The sequence below is a fragment of the Acinetobacter sp. V116_7 genome (genome assembly GCF_056735735.1).
In genome coordinates this window covers 70,322-88,457 of the sequence record NZ_JBWZIF010000026.1, presented here as the reverse complement: position 1 = coordinate 88,457, position 18,136 = coordinate 70,322, and the positions used below count along the sequence as shown (strand labels likewise).

Below are 18,136 nucleotides of genomic sequence, written 5' to 3'. Positions count from 1 at the left end.
CGAGAGGTCGAAAAGTTTAAAATTTAATTTAGTATAAAAGCGAAATGAGGATAAAACGTGAATTTTTATGATATTTCAGGAATGAAGAAAAAGGATACAGTCGAATTACTGTATAAATAATGTTTTTCCACATAATTCAGCAATCGCTTGCTGCATTAAATGTTCTGCATTTTCGTTCGACATTCCTTTAATTGCTGCATCGATTTGCAATAGAAGGGTAGACCAGCCTAGAAACTGTTGTGGATTTAGTCTTCTTAATGCTTGTTGATATAAGCTGACTTTTGTTTTCCATATACCGAGCTGTAAGGCATTATGGGGTTGTTCAAACAACTGCATCAACAAGCGCATTTCTTTACTTAAAGTCCATAAAATCAGACTGTCTGGTTCGCCTGCTGCAATTAAATATTGAAAAATCTTAATAGATTGGCCAAGGTTGCCTTCTAATAATGCATCACTTAAATCATAGGTGGTATAGCGTGATTGATCTTGTAGGCACGCATATAATTGTTCAATTTGAATCAGTTGTTGGTCTGGAAATGTGTCTCTTACACGCATCAAGCTATTTTTAGCTGCAAGCAAATTGTGCTCATGATGTTGCATTAGCCATTGCCAAGCATCATTGTCGAGTTGAATTTCAAGTTTCTCTGCTTCAGCAGATAAAATTCTTTGACGATCTTGAGGGTAATTTGCCGTGAGGGCAACTACAACCCCATTTGCCTCAACAACTTGGAAAAAAGCAGATTTTAAGCTGCTACTATCTTGTTTGGGTAAAACAATTAATAGGAGGTTATGTTCATTATGTTGTATATAGCTTTTGAGTTGTTTTAAGCCATTCGCATCAGGTTTTATATTGCCGTGTACTTCAATAGCAAGCTGCTGAGAAAATAAAGATAAGCTATTAAGTGCGTTAAAAACATTTTTCCAGTCGCTTACGCTACTAATATCATAGCGCTGTCTTTCAACTTCTTGTTGTTGCCAGCTTTTTCGAAAGGCATCTAATAAATTTTGTTCTAATAAAGGCTCTTGCCCATGCAAAATCCACGCACCCCGAGCTTCCGGAGTACGTTTTAAGGCTTGTAAATAATCAATTTTCATTGCTGGTAAAAATACAGATTAAGGCTGAGCTTTTGGTAAGCGATTTGCTGAAATCTGACGAGTAATTTGCTGTGCAATATCATCAATTACAATACGTTGTAAGTAACTTTCTTGCTGATTTTCAGTGTTGACTGTTGCCAAGTCATATTGATAACTACGAGATGCAGTTAATGAGCGTGGCTCAGTAATTTTATTACCCTGACGATCTTCAATCTGAAAGGTTACGGTCAAACGTAATAATACTTCAGTTAGTTTTCCATTTAAAAGCTGACGACGTGGTGTGTACTCTAAAACACGAAGTACATAGGCATCATTATCATTGCTGAGTTGAACACCATTTGCAGCTAAATACACTTTTAACTGCGTTTCCAAATCATCAGTTTTAGCTGGTAACTCAAGGCTTAACTTTTTATAAACAAGCGGAGTCGCAGTCGGGTTGGTTCCTTTTAAATGAAATCCACACCCGACTAAGCCTGCACTAAGGCCTAAGGTTAAAACAACAGCGGCTAAACGTTTGGCTAAGTGCATGCTTGATCCTCTCATTAATAACTTTAATTAAACCACGAGGTTAACTAATTTATTTGGAACCACAATTTCTTTTTTTGTTGGTCCAGTTAAGAATTGTTGAACTTCTGGTAGAGCTTTAGCTTGAGCTAATAGATCTTCCTTAGAAATATCAACAGAAACTTCAAGTTTACCGCGAAGTTTACCATTAACCTGTACAACAATCGTTTGTGTATTGCGTGTTAACGCAGAAGCATCAACTTCAGGGAAAGTTGCTGCTGTAACATCTGTACCAAATTGAGCCAATAAAGTTTGGCTTAAATGCGGTGCAAACGGTTCAAGTAAAGTTAAGAGTGTTGTGATTGCTTCACGTTCTACAGCAATGTCATTGTCATCTTTTGCTTCAAACTTGTTGCTTGCGTTTAATAGTTCCATTAAAGCAGCAATCGCAGTATTGAATGCATGACGACGTTCAATATCATCACTTACTTTTTGAATAGTTTCGTGTGTTTTACGACGTAAGTCTTGAGCATCTTTAGATAAATTAGCTGTATCGATTGTAGAAGCTGAGTTGCCCTTTTCAAGGAAGCCAGCTACAAGGCGCCATACACGTTTCAAGAAACGGTTTGCACCTTCAACACCTGCATCAGACCATTCTAAAGACTGATCTGGTGGAGCAGCAAACATCATGAATACACGAGCTGTATCTGCGCCGTATTGATCAATAATCGCTTGTGGGTCAATACCGTTATTTTTCGACTTAGACATTTTTTCTTGTCCGCCGATCACAACTTCTTGGCCGTCACCTGAATATTTTGCAGAAAGAATACGACCTTTCTCATCACGTTCTAGTTCAATATCAGCTGGGTTGAACCAAGTTTTTTTGCCATTTTCTGCTTCACGATAGAACGTATCTGCAAGTACCATGCCTTGAGTTAACAAGTTGGTAAATGGCTCATTACCTTGTACAACGCCTTCATCACGCATTAATTTGTGGAAGAAACGTGCATAAAGTAAGTGAAGAATTGCGTGTTCAACACCACCAATGTATTGGTTTACAGGAAGCCAGTTTTGAGCTGCTTCAGGTTTAACCATACCACCAGTAAAGTCTGGAGAAGCATAGCGTGCATAGTACCAAGATGACTCTACGAAAGTATCTAAAGTATCTGTTTCACGACGAGCATCGCCGCCACAACAAGGACATTTAGTTTCATAGAATTCAGGCATTTTGTTAAGCGGATTACCTGAACCATCTGGAACAACGTCTGTTGGTAATACAACTGGAAGCTGGTCTTCTGGAACTGTGACTTGACCACAAGTATCACAGTTAATCATTGGAATTGGACAACCCCAGTAACGTTGACGAGAAACACCCCAGTCACGTAAACGGAATTGAACTTTAGAGTTTGCTAAAGCTTGTGGTTCTAATTTTGCAAGGAATGCGTCAAACGCAGCTTGGAATTCTAAACCGTCAAACTCACCAGAGTTAACAAGTTTACCTTCTTTAGAACCGTACCATTCTTGCCATTCAGTTGCAGAGTAATCTGCATCGTCAGCACCTTTGGCATCAATCACTTGCTTAATTGACAAGTTGAACTTGTTAGCAAACTCAAAATCACGTTCGTCATGCGCTGGTACAGCCATTACTGCGCCAGAACCATAAGACATTAGTACGTAGTTTGCGATCCAGACGGGAAGCTCTTCACCAGTTACAGGATGTTTTACAAACAAACCTGTTGCCATGCCTTTTTTCTCGGCTGTTGCCAAGTCAGCTTCTGCAACTGAACCCATGCGGCACTCTTCAATAAATGCAGCCAATTCAGGGTTGTTTTCAGCAGCTTTAAGCGCGAGAGGGTGTTCTGCTGCAACAGCAACATATGTCACACCCATTAGCGTGTCGGCACGTGTTGTATAAACAGTTAAACCATCAGCATAGATTTCAGTATTGGCTGAAGGGAAAGTAATTTCCATGCCTGTAGAGCGACCAATCCAGTTACGTTGCATGGTCAACACTTGTTGAGGCCAGCCGTCTTGTAAAGTGTCAAGATCGTCTAATAATTCTTGTGCATAGTCCGTAATACGGAAGTAGTACATTGGAATATCACGTTTTTCAACCAATGCACCTGAGCGCCAGCCACGACCATTTTCAACTTGCTCGTTTGCTAAAACTGTTTGGTCAACCGGATCCCAGTTTACTGTTGAAAGTTTACGGTAGATCAGGCCTTTTTTATAAAGCTGAACAAATAACCATTGTTCCCAGTGATAATACTCTGGTGTACAAGTCGCGAATTCGCGATCCCAGTCTACAGATAGACCTAATTTTTTTAATTGGTCACGCATGTAAGCGATGTTTTCAAATGTCCATTTTGCCGGAGCAACTTTATGGGCAATTGCTGCGTTTTCAGCAGGTAAACCGAATGCATCCCAACCCATAGGTTGTAATACAGTTTCACCTTTTAAACGGTAAAAACGACTAATTACATCGCCAATTGTATAGTTACGCACATGCCCCATATGCAGCTTGCCGCTTGGGTAAGGAAACATTGACAGGATGTAGCGATGTTTACCTTCGACAGTGTCGGCAACTTTAAAGACTTTACGATTTTCCCAATCTTGTTGAACTGATGGTTCAATCGTGTTTGCTTGATATTCGGGGTCAATGTGAGAAATAGTCATAGACGTAAGCTATACAACGAAAATTGAAATGAAAGATTGCTGCACAGCATAGCGCAAAATAACAGGAAATGTCAGTTTTTAGATCAGGATTTTATCTTTTAATATGAACAATAAACATTTCTCAATCTATTCTTCTTTATTTTAAATAATAGAGGAGTGATGAAAATATTCACCACTCTCATTTTACTTATCGCGGTGTTGGAGCAGATGGGGTAGATGCTACAGGTGGAACAGCTACTGCTGGTGCATTTTTTTCCTGTGCGACGTTAGTTGCCTCTTGCACTACTTTATCTGTTTTATCTTGAGATTGTTGTTCTGGAGAAGGCGTCGAATTTTTTACGGATGATTGGCTACCGTAAGTTGAAACTTTGTCCAAATGTTTTGCACTCTTAGGTGGTGGAGTCGTGGTGTAATGGGTGGAGCCATTTTTATCCATCCATTTGTAATATTGCTGTGCCTGACTTTGGCTTGAGCAAACTAAAATCACTGTTGCAACTGCCGTATATAAGCTTGTTTTTAAATAAGATAAATTCATATTAGATATTCCCCAAAGAAAGCTGGCTATATTTAAATAAAGTTCAGAAATAAGCAATTTACAATGCATGGTTTTATATAAAAAAGAAGAATTATTTTTAATAAATAGAGGGTAGAACTACCAAATTTACGATTTAATTTTAGATTAAAAAAGAAGCAGCTAAAATTTTTTATGGAAAAACCTTTTCTTTAATCTTGACTTTAGTGAATTAAACAACAAAAATGCTTCCTTTAGTTTTATATGCGATTATTTGATCACCCTTCGAATAACCGTCATGTTTTGTAATAGACACTCTCTCTAGCCGAGAGATTGATTTTACTTAAAGTATGTATATCCAGACATGCTTTATTAATGTTAAAAAAGCTTATACGGCTGAAAAACAGAAATTTTTCTATTGCAACGAAAACTAGACAATATGTGTGCTATAACAGTGCAGACAATTCAATGAATGAAACACTATTTGTGCCTTCCATAAATAGTGATAAAGATTTTAGGGTGAATCACGTTGGAACTTTTATCTGGTGGTGAAATGCTCGTTCGTGCTCTTGCGGACGAAGGCGTTGAACATGTTTTTGGTTATCCAGGCGGCGCTGTATTACATATTTATGATGCGCTATTTCAACAAGACAAAATTAATCATTACCTCGTACGTCATGAACAAGCTGCTGGTCATATGGCAGATGCTTACTCGCGTGCTACAGGTAAGACTGGCGTAGTACTGGTCACTTCTGGACCTGGCGCAACTAATACTGTGACTCCAATTGCAACAGCTTATATGGACTCAATCCCAATGGTGATTTTGTCTGGCCAGGTTGCATCACATCTTATTGGTGAAGACGCTTTCCAAGAAACTGATATGGTGGGTATTTCACGTCCGATCGTGAAACACAGCTTCCAAGTTCGTCATGCAAGTGAAATTCCTGCAATTATCAAAAAAGCATTTTATATCGCATCAAGTGGTCGCCCTGGCCCTGTTGTAGTCGATATTCCTAAAGATGCGACAAATCCTGCAGAAAAATTTGCGTACGAATATCCTGAAAAAGTGAAGATGCGTTCTTATCAACCACCTTCACGTGGTCATTCTGGTCAAATTCGTAAAGCGATTGATGAGCTTTTAAGTGCAAAACGCCCTGTTATTTATACGGGTGGTGGTGTTGTTCAAGGTAATGCATCAGCATTATTGACTGAATTGGCTCATTTGTTGGGCTATCCAGTGACAAATACACTTATGGGCCTTGGTGGCTTCCCAGGCAATGATCCACAGTTCGTGGGCATGTTGGGAATGCACGGTACTTATGAAGCAAATATGGCGATGCATAATGCTGACGTCATTCTTGCAATTGGTGCGCGTTTTGATGACCGAGTAACCAATAATCCTGCAAAATTCTGTGTGAATGCAAAAGTTATTCATGTTGATATTGATCCGGCAAGCATTTCAAAAACGATCATGGCGCACATTCCGATTGTAGGGGCGGTTGAGCCTGTACTTCAGGAAATGTTGACGCAGTTGAAACAATTGAATGTGTCTAAGCCAAACCCTGAAGCAATTGCTGCATGGTGGGATCAAATTAATGAATGGCGTAAAGTTCATGGTTTGAAGTATGAAACACCTGCTGATGGCACGATGAAGCCACAGCAAGTTGTTGAAGCTTTATATAAAGCGACTAATGGCGATGCCATTATTACTTCGGATGTGGGTCAACACCAAATGTTTGGTGCGTTGTATTACAAGTACAAACGTCCACGTCAATGGATTAACTCAGGCGGATTAGGCACCATGGGCGTAGGTTTACCTTATGCAATGGCAGCTAAGTTGGCTTTCCCAGATCAACAGGTAGTTTGTATTACCGGTGAAGCTTCAATTCAGATGTGTATTCAAGAGCTTTCAACTTGTAAGCAATACGGTATGAATGTGAAGATCTTGTGCTTAAATAACCGTGCTTTAGGTATGGTTAAACAATGGCAAGATATGAACTATGAAGGTCGTCATTCAAGCTCATACGTTGAATCATTACCTGATTTTGGCAAATTGATGGAAGCTTATGGTCATGTAGGTATCCAGATTGATCATGCTGACGAACTAGAGTCAAAGCTTGCTGAAGCAATGGCGATTAATGATAAATGTGTATTCATTAATGTCATGGTTGATCGTACAGAACATGTTTATCCAATGCTGATCGCAGGTCAGTCAATGAAGGATATGTGGTTAGGGAAAGGGGAGCGTACATAATGAGACATATTATTTCTGTACTCGTTGAAAACGAAGCTGGTGCGCTTTCTCGTTTGGTAGGTTTATTCAGTCAACGTAACTATAACATTGAGACGTTGAATGTAGCCCCGACCGAAGACCCAACTTTATCGCGTTTGACGTTAACCACTTATGGTGATGACCATAAGATTGAACAGATTACAAAGCAGCTCAACAAGCTTGTTGAAGTTGTAAAAGTAGTAGATTTATCAGAAGGTTCACACATTGAGCGTGAACTGATGTTGATTAAAGTAAAAGCGTTAGGTGCTTCACGTGCTGAAATTAAGCGAACAGCGGATATTTTCCGTGCGCAAATTGTCGACGTGACACCAACTACCTATACCATTCAAATAGCAGGGACAACTGAAAAATTAGATGGTTTTATCGATGCACTTGCAGAAAACACTATTCTAGAAGTCGTTCGTTCAGGTGTATCAGGTATCGCCCGTGGCGAAAAAGTTTTAGCCATTTAATTTTTTAAAAAGTATTTTAGCGGAGAACACAAATGCAAATTTTTTACGATAAAGACTGTGACTTATCAATCATCCAAGGCAAGAAAGTAGCGATTGTTGGTTATGGTTCTCAAGGTCATGCTCATGCACTTAACCTTAAAGACTCAGGCGTAGACGTAACTGTAGGTTTACGTGCTGGTTCAGCTTCTTGGAAGAAAGCTGAAAATGCTGGTCTTAAAGTTGCAGAAGTGCCTGCTGCTGTTAAGCAAGCTGACCTCGTAATGATTTTGACTCCAGATGAATTCCAATCACAACTTTACCGTGACGTGATTGAGCCGAACATCAAAGAAGGTGCAACTCTTGCATTTGCTCATGGTTTCTCAATTCTTTATAACCAAGTTGTTCCACGTAAAGATTTAGATGTAATCATGGTTGCTCCTAAAGCACCTGGTCACACAGTTCGTTCTGAATACCAACGTGGTTCAGGTGTTCCTGACCTAATCGCAATTCACCAAGATGCTTCTGGTAATGCACGTAACGTTGCTCTTTCTTATGCTTCAGGCGTAGGTGGCGGCCGTACTGGTATTATCGAAACTTCATTCCGTGAAGAAACTGAAACTGACTTATTCGGTGAGCAAGCAGTTCTTTGTGGTGGTGCAGTTGAACTCGTGAAAATGGGCTTCGAAACTTTAGTTGAAGCTGGTTATGCTCCAGAAATGGCTTACTTCGAATGTTTACACGAACTTAAATTGATCGTTGACTTGATGTTCGAAGGCGGTATCGCTGACATGAACTACTCAGTTTCTAACAATGCTGAGTATGGTGAATATGTAACTGGTACTGAAGTAATTAACGAACAGTCTCGTGAAGCAATGCGTAATGCGTTGAAACGTATTCAATCTGGCGAATACGCGAAGATGTTCATTCAAGAGGGTGCATTAAACTACCCATCTATGACTGCTCGTCGTCGTCAAAATGCTGCGCATGGTATTGAAGTAACTGGTAATAAGTTACGTGCGATGATGCCTTGGATTCAAGCAAACAAAATCGTAGACAAAGAAAAGAACTAATTTTCTTTTTCTAAAGCTTCAAAAGAACCCTGCTACTAAGCAGGGTTCTTTTTTATACTGTTTTTATTTGAATGCGAAAAAGAGCGATTAGGTCAACTTGACCAGATTAAAGAAATTCTATATTTTTCATATAATTGGATGCTTAATTTTTAGTTACTCTATTGATTTATAAAGTAAAAAATACTTGACCAAAATATAGATAATGTTATTGTTTATAACTGACTAAAAACGTCAAATTTACTAAAATTTTTTTAACATGTTTAATTTTTAATTGTATTTTGGGCAATGAGTTGAACAAAATAAAAAAAAGTATTGAATAATCATGGAAGTCCACTATGGGTCATGTTGATTACGATAGCACATTGATCGTCGGCTCTTTTTTTGCAGCTGGCTTCATTTGCTATCTTGTGATTTCCATGGAGCAATTAATATTCAAGCAAGTCTATAAAAAATTTGAGTCCTTAATTCTATTTATCAATGGCTTATTGCTCGCATCAGCAATTAGTATTGTTCATATTATTGGTATACAAGCTTATCATCTGTCTGAAACAGTTAACTCGAATATTCCTTTGATTACTGTTTCATTTGCCATTAGTGCTTTGCTATCGTGCATTGCAATGTGGTTGACTTCGCGTTTTACGCTCCCTTTATTCCGACTCATTTTAAGCTCTATTATTATGGGAATTGGGATTTCAGCTTCATATTACATTAGTATGTTGGGCTGGAATATTAATATCTATAAAAAAGATTACACCTCTTTCTTGCTATTATTTTCTATATTAATTGCAATGAGTGGCTCAGGGCTGGCGTTTTTATTAGCCTATAAATTAAAAGACAATGAGCGTTACCGCCTAACTTTAAAAATTGCATTTTCGGTTATGATGACCTTAAGCATTATGGGAATGCACTATACAGCGCTCATTGCGACGAATATCACTGATAAATTTATTAGCCAATATCAGGCAGAACATGACTTATTATTATTTACGATTATTTTAGTGACGTGTCTGGTACTCGTAGCAAGTTTTATTGTCGCGATGTTAGAGCAAAGGCTCACACAACAGAATTTAGAGTTACGTAAGGCGAATAAAGAATTAGCTAACTTATCTATATTGGATAATTTAACCAAGCTGCCCAACCGCCTTTACTTGGTTGATTATGCAGAGGTATTACTTTCAGATCATCGATATAAAGATCAGAAAATTGCTTTTTTATATATTGATTTAGACCGTTTTAAATCGGTGAATGATGCATTTGGGCATCACGTGGGTGATCAATTACTTATTCAAATGGCAAACCGTTTACATTGGCAACTCAATGAAAAATGTAAATTGCTTAGAATCGGTGGCGATGAGTTTTTACTTATTGCTGAAAATACTAATGCAGATGAAGCGGTGGTTTTGGCTGAGAAAGTTTTACAACTGATTCAGGAAAGCTATCAAATTTCTGGCAAGGAAATTAATATTTCTGCAAGTCTCGGCGTAGCACTCTTTCCTGAGCATGGACAGAATGTTCAGGACTTACTCATGAATGCTGATGCCGCCATGCTCATGTCTAAAGAACAAGGTCGGAATACATATACAATCTTTAGTTACTCAACCCATCAGCAAGAAACAAGAAGTCAGTCAAAACTGATCAATGATCTTTATAAAGCCGTAGAAGAAAAACAGTTCATCTTATATTACCAACCAAAATTTAATACGAATCTTGAAGTCTGTGGAGTTGAAGCCTTAATCCGCTGGAATCACCCAGCCTTAGGAATACTTACTCCGCATATGTTCATTGAAGGTGCGGAAAAAACTGGTTTAATTATTCCAATGGGGTATTGGGCACTGGAGCAAGCTTGCCTACAAATTCAAGCATGGGAACGCAGTAATACACCGTTTTATCCAGTTGCAGTGAACCTATCGGCATTACAGTTTGAAAATAAAAAGTTATTTAGTACGCTCGAAGCATTGTTAAAAAAATATCAAATTCAACCTCATCACTTAATTGTTGAAATTACAGAATCTACGGCAATGCGTCATATCGACTTGAGTATCCGAGCCTGTGAGCGGCTACGTGATATGGGAATTCGTGTTGCCATTGATGATTTTGGAACAGGACATTCGAGCTTCTTATATTTGAAAGATTTGCCTGTAGACGAATTGAAAATTGATCGTGGCTTTATTGTTGATTTAAAACCAGGTTCAAAAGAAGAAGTTATTCTAGAAAGTATTATTCATTTAGCTAAAAAGCTAGGTTTAACGGTAACGGCAGAAGGAGTGGAAACCCAGCAGCAGGTTGAGATTTTGACCCGTTTAGGATGTCAGCAATTTCAGGGGTATCTATTGGGAATGCCTGTTCAGGTTGATCAACTCATTGAGTCTCAAGGGGCTAATTTCGTTTAACCTTTTATATATTAATTTTCTTTAATTTATTTTATTAATTTTCAAACTTTCATGCTAAAAAGCGGCTGATCAAGCTAGGTCTAATCTTTAAAAAAGATATGCTCAAGGATGATATGTGCCTGCTCAGTTACAAATAAAAGGTTAAGCATAAATTTATAGTTTAAGAGAGTCTCTTCTTATATGCTCATTTAGATGGGATTGTATGTCTATACTTTTTGAAATTGAAAAGCTTTAACCCAAAGCTCAGCAAGTTATAGTGTGCTATTGAAAGTGTTTGTTATTGAAATTTATATAATAATTTTAATAACTTATATAAATGCTATGAAATGAAACATGTTAACCTCTTTTATTTGTAATAGAGAATAAAATACTTTAGATATAATAATTTATTAGGATATTTAAATAAAATATATATCATTACTGAAAAGTTACTTTAATGAATAAGTAACTCGAGCTAGAAAAAGGTTTATAAAATTTTCTTATTGATTTTATTAAGTTTATAAAATAATTAGACTTAAAATAGAGGGTTTTGATTAAGGTTGAAGTGAAATGCTTGTTTTAAAAATAAGATCATTAAATTTATAGGATTGTAGAAAATGAGTAAATTTGGTTTGATTTGGTGGAGTAGGAGTTTATGCCCCACCAAAATTAACATTATTGTTTATTTTTATTAAATTATAAAAAGTTAATTAATTTATATATTAAATAGTTGCACACTCTCGAACCTTCTCGAAATTAATGATTTTATTTATATAAGACCATGTTTTTTCTGAGTTGATTTTTGATTTATTTATAGTGCCATCAATAATGATGCCATCGATAATATTAAGGAAGAGTCCTGTAAGGATTTGTTTATTCTCAACTTCTAGTTCTGAAAAGGTTGAAAAAACTAATTTGTAAACCCAATCTCGATATTTATTAATTTGATATTTAATAGATGGATACAATTGCATGACTTCAATCGTCGCTTTCTTAAATAAGCAGCCATTAAAATCATCTGTATTGATCCAGTCGACATACCAGTTGAAAATACTTTTAAGTTTAATTAATGGATCATCAATATCATTAACTTTATCAAATAAAGAAGTTTGGACTTCTAAATTTCTCCGATGAAGACATTCTTCTATTAAGGCTTCTTTAGAGGAAAAATATTTATAAAAAGTCATTTTTGCCACGTTTGCTTCAGCAATAATACGATCAACCCCAATAGAGGTATAGCTTTTTTGGTTAAAGAGGGTGGTGGCTGTTGTTATAATTGTTTCTCTTTTTGACATCGGTTTTCCCGTCATAAAATATTTTTGATTAACTTTGCTATTGTAAAGTATGAAAGCTTAAATAAATCTTATTTAATGATATTTAAAAAATTATATTTATTCAATAGGTTGATTTGTTATTGAAAATAATAAAAATTACCTCTAATTGGCAGTAATTTACTTTTTTTAAATATTATTAATTAATTCGTTGATTTGTTGAGTTAATAAACATAATATAAAATTGTTAAGTTTTGGTTTGTGGAATTTATTTTAGCAATTGAATGCAAAATTGGAATAAAAATAAGGCCCTATAACTTAACTATAAGAAAAACTTTTTACTGAGAATGATTATGTCAAAAAAATTTGAAGACTTTAATAATCCAAGACAAAAAGCATTGCAAGGGATGAGAAATAGCATTCCTGCAAAACAGTGGGAAGAGAATTTACAATTTCTTAAAGAGTTAAGAAGTAAAATTGCAAAATTACCAGTTTCTAGACATCCTGCAATTGAAGTATTAAATAACGGATATCTCGATAAGAAGAGTTTGACCCATATTCATTTAGAATATCGTCATGCAATTGTACAAATTTTTACAGATGCTTTATTAAAGGCTCAGTTTCTGACAAAACAACTGGAACCTAAACTCCATTCCGGAGCTAAAATGTTTCCAAGAGTATTATTAAGTTTAAATATACTTGATGAGTTTGGTTTTCGTCCTGGTTTAGGTAAGGATAATTATTATTTGGGGAATCCTGAATATGCTCATTATCCATTATATGAAGATTTACTTAATGATTATGGTTTAACAGAGCTTGATCGTCGTAACTTTAAGCCATCAAAAATTTCAGATCAGGTTAGATCATTTTTAGAATCTTCTTATGATAGTTATATCAATGTAGTGGCGTTACTAGCTGTTGCAGAGGAAGAGGTTATTCTTTTTAGTCCTCCATTACGTCAAGCGACCAAATTTGTGAATATCGATGTTGAAGGTGGTGGGTATTACCATGTGCATGGTGTATCTACTGATGAAACGTCTGAAGCTGCTGATGATGATCATCAAGATGATCTTTGGTTCACTTTAGCGCAAGCAATTACCAAAGATGATTATGAAGGCTTAACGAAGCTATGTATTGAATATTGTGCGTTATGGAATGAGTTCTGGGATGCACAAATTGCCGGTGTTCAGTTTATTGAAGAAAAGAAACTGGCATAAGATATTCTGCTAAGCCCGAAGAAAGCCCATCTACGATTGTATGGGCTTTTTTAATTATAAAATTTCTAAGATGCTAAGCTACATTCTCAAAAAATATCTAAAAAGCTTATGAGTAGCTCATGACTTATCAACAATCATTAAACACTTCTATAAATCTGCTACAATTACGCCAATTTTTATTTTGATCGACTTTAGGTCTTTGGCACTGCAATCTCCGCAGTAGGTGTATTTCATGAGTTTTAAAGATGAGTTAGCGGCACAGGTTGCTCAACGCCGCACTTTTGCCATCATTTCCCACCCCGATGCCGGTAAAACCACCATGACAGAAAAATTACTGTTATGGGGTAAAGCAATTCAGGTTGCAGGGATGGTAAAAAGCCGTAAATCTGACCGCGCAGCTACATCTGACTGGATGGAAATGGAAAAAGAGCGTGGTATTTCGATTACCACGTCTGTTATGCAGTTCCCATATAAAGGTCACACGATTAACTTACTCGATACACCGGGGCATGAAGATTTCTCGGAAGATACTTATCGTACCCTAACTGCAGTTGACTCTGCGTTAATGGTAATTGATGGTGCAAAAGGTGTCGAAGAACGTACCATCAAATTGATGGAAGTTTGTCGTATGCGCGACACTCCTATTATTTCATTTGTAAACAAGATGGACCGTGAGATTCGGGAGCCGCTTGAGTTACTTGATGAAATTGAAAATGTCCTCAATATCCGCTGTGTACCGATTACATGGCCATTAGGGATGGGACGTGATTTTGCTGGTGTATACAACATTATTGAAAATAAATTGTATGTCTACAAAGCAGGCTTTGGCTCAACCATTACCGATATTGAAGTCCGTGATGGATATGATCATGCGGATATTCGTGAAAAAGTAGGTGAGTTGGCTTGGGCATCTTTTGAAGAATCGCTTGAACTTGTGCAAATGGCGAATGAGCCATTAGACCGCGAATTATTTTTACAAGGTAAACAAACTCCGGTTCTATTTGGTACGGCATTAGGTAACTTTGGTGTTGACCACGTTCTAGATGCATTTATGAACTGGGCACCTGAACCTAAAGCGCATCCTACACAAGAGCGTGTGGTTGAGGCGAAAGAAGAAGGTTTCTCTGGTTTTGTATTTAAAATTCAAGCCAACATGGATCCGAAACACCGTGACCGTATTGCCTTCATGCGTATTTGCTCTGGTAAATATGAAAAAGGTTTAAAGATGAACCACGTGCGTCTTGGTAAAGATGTCCGCATTAGTGATGCTTTGACATTCCTTGCTGGTGAGCGTGAACATTTAGAAGAAGCATGGCCAGGTGATATTATTGGTTTACATAACCATGGCACAATTCAAATTGGTGATACTTTTACCAGTGGTGAAAATTTACATTTCACAGGTATTCCTCATTTTGCGCCAGAGATGTTCCGTCGTGTGCGTTTAAAAGATCCATTGAAGTCAAAACAATTGCAAAAAGGTTTGAAAGAGTTGTCGGAAGAAGGGGCGACTCAGGTATTTATGCCACAAATCAGCAATGACCTGATTGTGGGTGCGGTAGGTGTGCTCCAGTTTGATGTGGTTGCTTATCGTTTGAAAGAAGAATATAAGGTTGACTGTGTTTATGAGCCTGTAAGTGTTAACACAGTTCGCTGGATTCACTGTGATGACGAAAAAACTCTGAATGAGTTTAAGAAGAAAGCACATGATCAACTTTCTATCGATGGTGGCGGACACTTAACCTATCTTGCACCAAGCCGAGTGAATTTGCAGATTATGCAAGAGCGTTGGCCTGATATTCAGTTCCGTAACACACGTGAACACTGATCATTTTAATGTGACAAACAGCTTCGAATAGAAGCTGTTTTGTTTTGAAAAATAAGAAAGGATGATGAAATGAATTTGAATAGAAAGACACTTATTGCGCTTGTGGTTGCAGTAATCATATTAATTTTGGCGATTTGTCTTTTTGTCTGGAAAAGAACTCAGCCCTCATCATCTTCTCAAACAAAACTAGCATCTACCCAAACTCAACATATAGAAAAGGCTGAAGTACTGCCATTTCTTAACTTACAACAAGTAAAAGCGGATTATGCTTTGCCATTTTGTGAAAAGAAAAACTGTATTGATGTCGATATTCAAACGATAAAGACCCAAGATGCATGGCTAAATGAATGGATTGCCAAAAATCAGGCTAAAGTGATCCAAGACCAAATTGATTTGAAAAAAGATCTAAGCTTGCAGCAAGCCATTAATGCCTATGTTAAAAAGTCTGATGAATGGCAAGATAAATATTCAAAGAATCGGGCTTACGAATTACATCTTCATACGCGTATTGCATCACAGCGCAACCAATATGTTCTATTGCAATTAGGACTTGATACCAAGCAAGAAGAGCTCACGATTAAAGATCGTTATTACTTTTTCGTGGCCGACAGAAAACTGCATAAAAGCTTAGCTTTATTAGATGTTTTACAAAAAGATCAGCAAACTACTGTGCATCAAATGGTGCAGGTAGCCTATCAAGATTGGTTAAAAAAACAGACTGCTGACATAAAGAAAGAAGCACCAAAAACTTTATATTGGGGGCAGGTAGATTGGTTCTTTGATGGTGAAGGTGTTGGCTTACATTATCAGGCAAACCAGATTACTAAAGAAGCTCCACAGCTCGATATTTATTTATCTAAAGAACAAACCAAAAAAATATTACAACCCGAGGTTTATGAACAAATGTTTTAAGATGGTAGCAGAATTTGCAACCTCTATTTATATGCGCTAATTTCTTAGAAAAGGCACTGTGTAATCTCCTTAGAATAAAAGGCAAAATATGATGTTATCTTCTAAAGCTTCACTGCGATTAACTTTGCTTGCTTCTGCTATATTTTTGGTGGCATGCCAACCTAAAGCTGATCCTAAGGATTCTCAAGAACAGCAGAAACCAGCAGTCGAGGAACAAAAGCCAGTAGAGCTGACTTTGAAGGGCGAAACAGTTCCTACTAAGGTTGCTTTACCTGATTGTGATGGTAAAACTTGTCCAGAATTCACAGTTGAACGTTTACAGAGTAATTTTCCATTTATTGACAAAATTCTAGATGAGCAAATCTTAAAGACTCTAGGTCAAATTTTAGAGATTGCTGAACCAGATGCTAAAGTGAAGCAAGCCGATCAAAAAACAGAAGCTTCAGGAGTTGCGGGTGTAGAGCAAAAAAATAGTTTTGATGCACAGGTTCAACGTTATGCCAATTCATTTATTGGTTTGGACAATGAGTTAAAAGCTTTAAGTAGTAATCATCAAATTAATCTTTTGGTGAAACCTAAAATCTTGCAGGCTCAAGGTAAAGTTGTAACTGTGGTATTGAATAGTAGTAGCTATTTAGGTGGAGCACATGGTTCTGCTGCGCAGCATTATTATAATTTTGATTTAAAAGAACAAAAGCAGATCAAGCTTGAAGATTTGTTACGCCCACAGCAAAAAGCTGCATTAGAAAAGTTAGCCCATGAAGCCTTTAAGACTTGGGTTACGGACTCTAAACTGGCTGATAATGTGGGTGAATATGAGCAAGCTTGGCCATTTAAGTTATCTGATAACTTCTTATTGGGTGAGCAAGGTTTAATTCTTCAATATGGTGAATATGAAATTGGACCATACGTGGTTGGGCTCCCTCGATTAGTCATTCCATATGACCAATTACAGGAAGTGTTGAAACAAGAGTATTTGCCACAGCCTAAAGCTAAACCAGCTTCGGCATCAGTTGCAAAAAGTGCTGGCTAATGCATTTGTTTGATACCCATACCCATTTTGATGTTGCCGATTTTGATGAAGATCGGCAGCAGTTAGCGCTTAATGCCAAGAAAGCTGGGGTTGATGCATTAGTCTTAATTGGTTTTGTGCAGTCACGCTTTGACGAGTTGGTGCAAACTCATCATCAGTTAAATAGCTGGGAAAATGTACCCACTTCATATTTAGCACCAGGCTTACACCCGTTTTATATTGAGCAACATCAGCCAGAACATCTTTCTCAGCTGGAACATATCTTGCAGCAACAGGACTGTGTGGCGGTAGGTGAAATTGGCCTAGATACTTTCTTAAAAGAACATAAGCAGCCCGATATATATGCTAAGCAAAAACAATATTTTGCAGATCAGTTAGAGCTTGCAACTCAATACCAAAAACCAGTATTACTCCACATTCGAAAAGCGCATGGTGATGTGCTTGCTATATTAAAAGCTCAAAAATTTAAATTGGGTGGCATTGCTCATGCATTTAGTGGTGGGGTAGAAGAGGCAAAAGGCCTTATTAAGCTTGGTTTTAAAATTGGTGTGACAGGACAGATTACTAATCCGAACGCAAAAAAACTTCATACTGTTGTGCAGGCTATAGGTGCCGAGCACTTGGTGATTGAAACAGATTGCCCTGATATGACACCGCTTTGCTGCCAAACCTCAACTGAACAACGTACTCGTAATACTCCTGTTAATTTGCCTTATGTATTACAAAGTTTGGCTGAAAATTTAAATATGCCAGAGTCAGATTTGGCTGAGGTGCTGTGGAAAAACTCTCTCACTGCATTGAAATTATCGTAATAAAAATCAAAGATTAGAAATAGTAACTAAAACAAAACACAGCGATTAAAAAAGAAGCTTAAAGTAAGAAAACAACATGTAAAAACGTGAAAAATAACATTGCCAGACATGGGAGGA

14 protein-coding genes are annotated in these 18,136 nt (G+C 37.2%); 9 read left to right on the top strand and 5 right to left on the bottom strand.

Going from position 1 to position 18,136, the window contains the following annotated elements; genetic code table 11:
• Window positions 1-105: 105 nt before the first annotated feature.
• The 4 genes from holA to AC1PJP_RS11495 form a co-directional block, all read right to left on the bottom strand.
• The gene (gene holA, locus AC1PJP_RS11510) at window positions 106-1,095 is read right to left on the bottom strand and encodes a DNA polymerase III subunit delta (protein ID WP_004794664.1); all 990 of its coding nucleotides are present in this window, start codon (window positions 1,093-1,095) and stop codon (window positions 106-108) included.
• A gap of 18 nt (window positions 1,096-1,113) precedes the next feature.
• Window positions 1,114-1,623 carry an LPS-assembly lipoprotein LptE gene (locus tag AC1PJP_RS11505; RefSeq protein ID WP_004794663.1) on the bottom strand — a complete coding sequence of 170 codons (510 nt, stop codon included), beginning with the start codon at window positions 1,621-1,623 and terminating at the stop codon, window positions 1,114-1,116.
• Window positions 1,624-1,650: 27 nt separating this feature from the next.
• The gene (leuS, locus tag AC1PJP_RS11500; protein ID WP_151826851.1) at window positions 1,651-4,275 is read right to left on the bottom strand and encodes a leucine--tRNA ligase; all 2,625 of its coding nucleotides are present in this window, start codon (window positions 4,273-4,275) and stop codon (window positions 1,651-1,653) included.
• 187 nt (window positions 4,276-4,462) lie between these two features.
• Entirely contained in the window at window positions 4,463-4,810 is a 348-nt protein-coding gene (locus tag AC1PJP_RS11495) for a DUF4124 domain-containing protein (RefSeq protein ID WP_479767003.1), read from the bottom strand.
• Between the two features lie 505 nt (window positions 4,811-5,315).
• Between AC1PJP_RS11495 and AC1PJP_RS11490 the strand changes: the two genes are divergently transcribed.
• From AC1PJP_RS11490 to AC1PJP_RS11475, 4 genes are all read left to right on the top strand, one after another.
• Window positions 5,316-7,040 (top strand): acetolactate synthase 3 large subunit, encoded by a 1,725-nt coding sequence (locus tag AC1PJP_RS11490; RefSeq protein ID WP_004794658.1) that lies wholly within the window; start codon window positions 5,316-5,318, stop codon window positions 7,038-7,040.
• On the top strand, window positions 7,040-7,531 hold the full coding sequence (ilvN, locus tag AC1PJP_RS11485; RefSeq protein ID WP_001215920.1) for an acetolactate synthase small subunit: 492 nt from the start codon (window positions 7,040-7,042) through the stop codon (window positions 7,529-7,531). Before AC1PJP_RS11490 ends, ilvN begins: the two co-directional genes overlap by 1 nt.
• A 32-nt stretch (window positions 7,532-7,563) precedes the next feature.
• Window positions 7,564-8,580: a ketol-acid reductoisomerase gene (gene ilvC / locus AC1PJP_RS11480; RefSeq protein WP_004794656.1), complete on the top strand. Its 1,017-nt coding sequence runs from the start codon at window positions 7,564-7,566 to the stop codon at window positions 8,578-8,580.
• Between the two features lie 335 nt (window positions 8,581-8,915).
• Window positions 8,916-10,970, top strand: coding sequence for a bifunctional diguanylate cyclase/phosphodiesterase (locus tag AC1PJP_RS11475; RefSeq protein WP_013198956.1), 2,055 nt, complete (start codon window positions 8,916-8,918; stop codon window positions 10,968-10,970).
• Window positions 10,971-11,671: 701 nt separating this feature from the next.
• Here the strand turns inward: AC1PJP_RS11475 and AC1PJP_RS11470 are convergent.
• Window positions 11,672-12,244, bottom strand: coding sequence for a TetR family transcriptional regulator (locus AC1PJP_RS11470; RefSeq protein ID WP_312326100.1), 573 nt, complete (start codon window positions 12,242-12,244; stop codon window positions 11,672-11,674).
• A gap of 329 nt (window positions 12,245-12,573) precedes the next feature.
• Between AC1PJP_RS11470 and AC1PJP_RS11465 the strand changes: the two genes are divergently transcribed.
• The 5 genes from AC1PJP_RS11465 to AC1PJP_RS11445 all read left to right on the top strand — a co-directional run bounded on the left by AC1PJP_RS11465 (window position 12,574) and on the right by AC1PJP_RS11445 (window position 18,019).
• On the top strand, window positions 12,574-13,437 hold the full coding sequence (locus AC1PJP_RS11465; RefSeq protein ID WP_479767002.1) for a hypothetical protein: 864 nt from the start codon (window positions 12,574-12,576) through the stop codon (window positions 13,435-13,437).
• A 232-nt stretch (window positions 13,438-13,669) separates the two neighbouring features.
• Window positions 13,670-15,262 (top strand): peptide chain release factor 3, encoded by a 1,593-nt coding sequence (locus AC1PJP_RS11460; protein ID WP_199943647.1) that lies wholly within the window; start codon window positions 13,670-13,672, stop codon window positions 15,260-15,262.
• A gap of 69 nt (window positions 15,263-15,331) precedes the next feature.
• Window positions 15,332-16,174: a hypothetical protein gene (locus tag AC1PJP_RS11455; protein ID WP_479767001.1), complete on the top strand. Its 843-nt coding sequence runs from the start codon at window positions 15,332-15,334 to the stop codon at window positions 16,172-16,174.
• 91 nt (window positions 16,175-16,265) lie between these two features.
• The gene (locus tag AC1PJP_RS11450; protein WP_192835872.1) at window positions 16,266-17,207 is read left to right on the top strand and encodes an RsiV family protein; all 942 of its coding nucleotides are present in this window, start codon (window positions 16,266-16,268) and stop codon (window positions 17,205-17,207) included.
• Window positions 17,207-18,019 carry a TatD family hydrolase gene (locus tag AC1PJP_RS11445; protein WP_151768015.1) on the top strand — a complete coding sequence of 271 codons (813 nt, stop codon included), beginning with the start codon at window positions 17,207-17,209 and terminating at the stop codon, window positions 18,017-18,019. Before AC1PJP_RS11450 ends, AC1PJP_RS11445 begins: the two co-directional genes overlap by 1 nt.
• The last annotated feature ends 117 nt before the right edge of the window (window positions 18,020-18,136 follow it).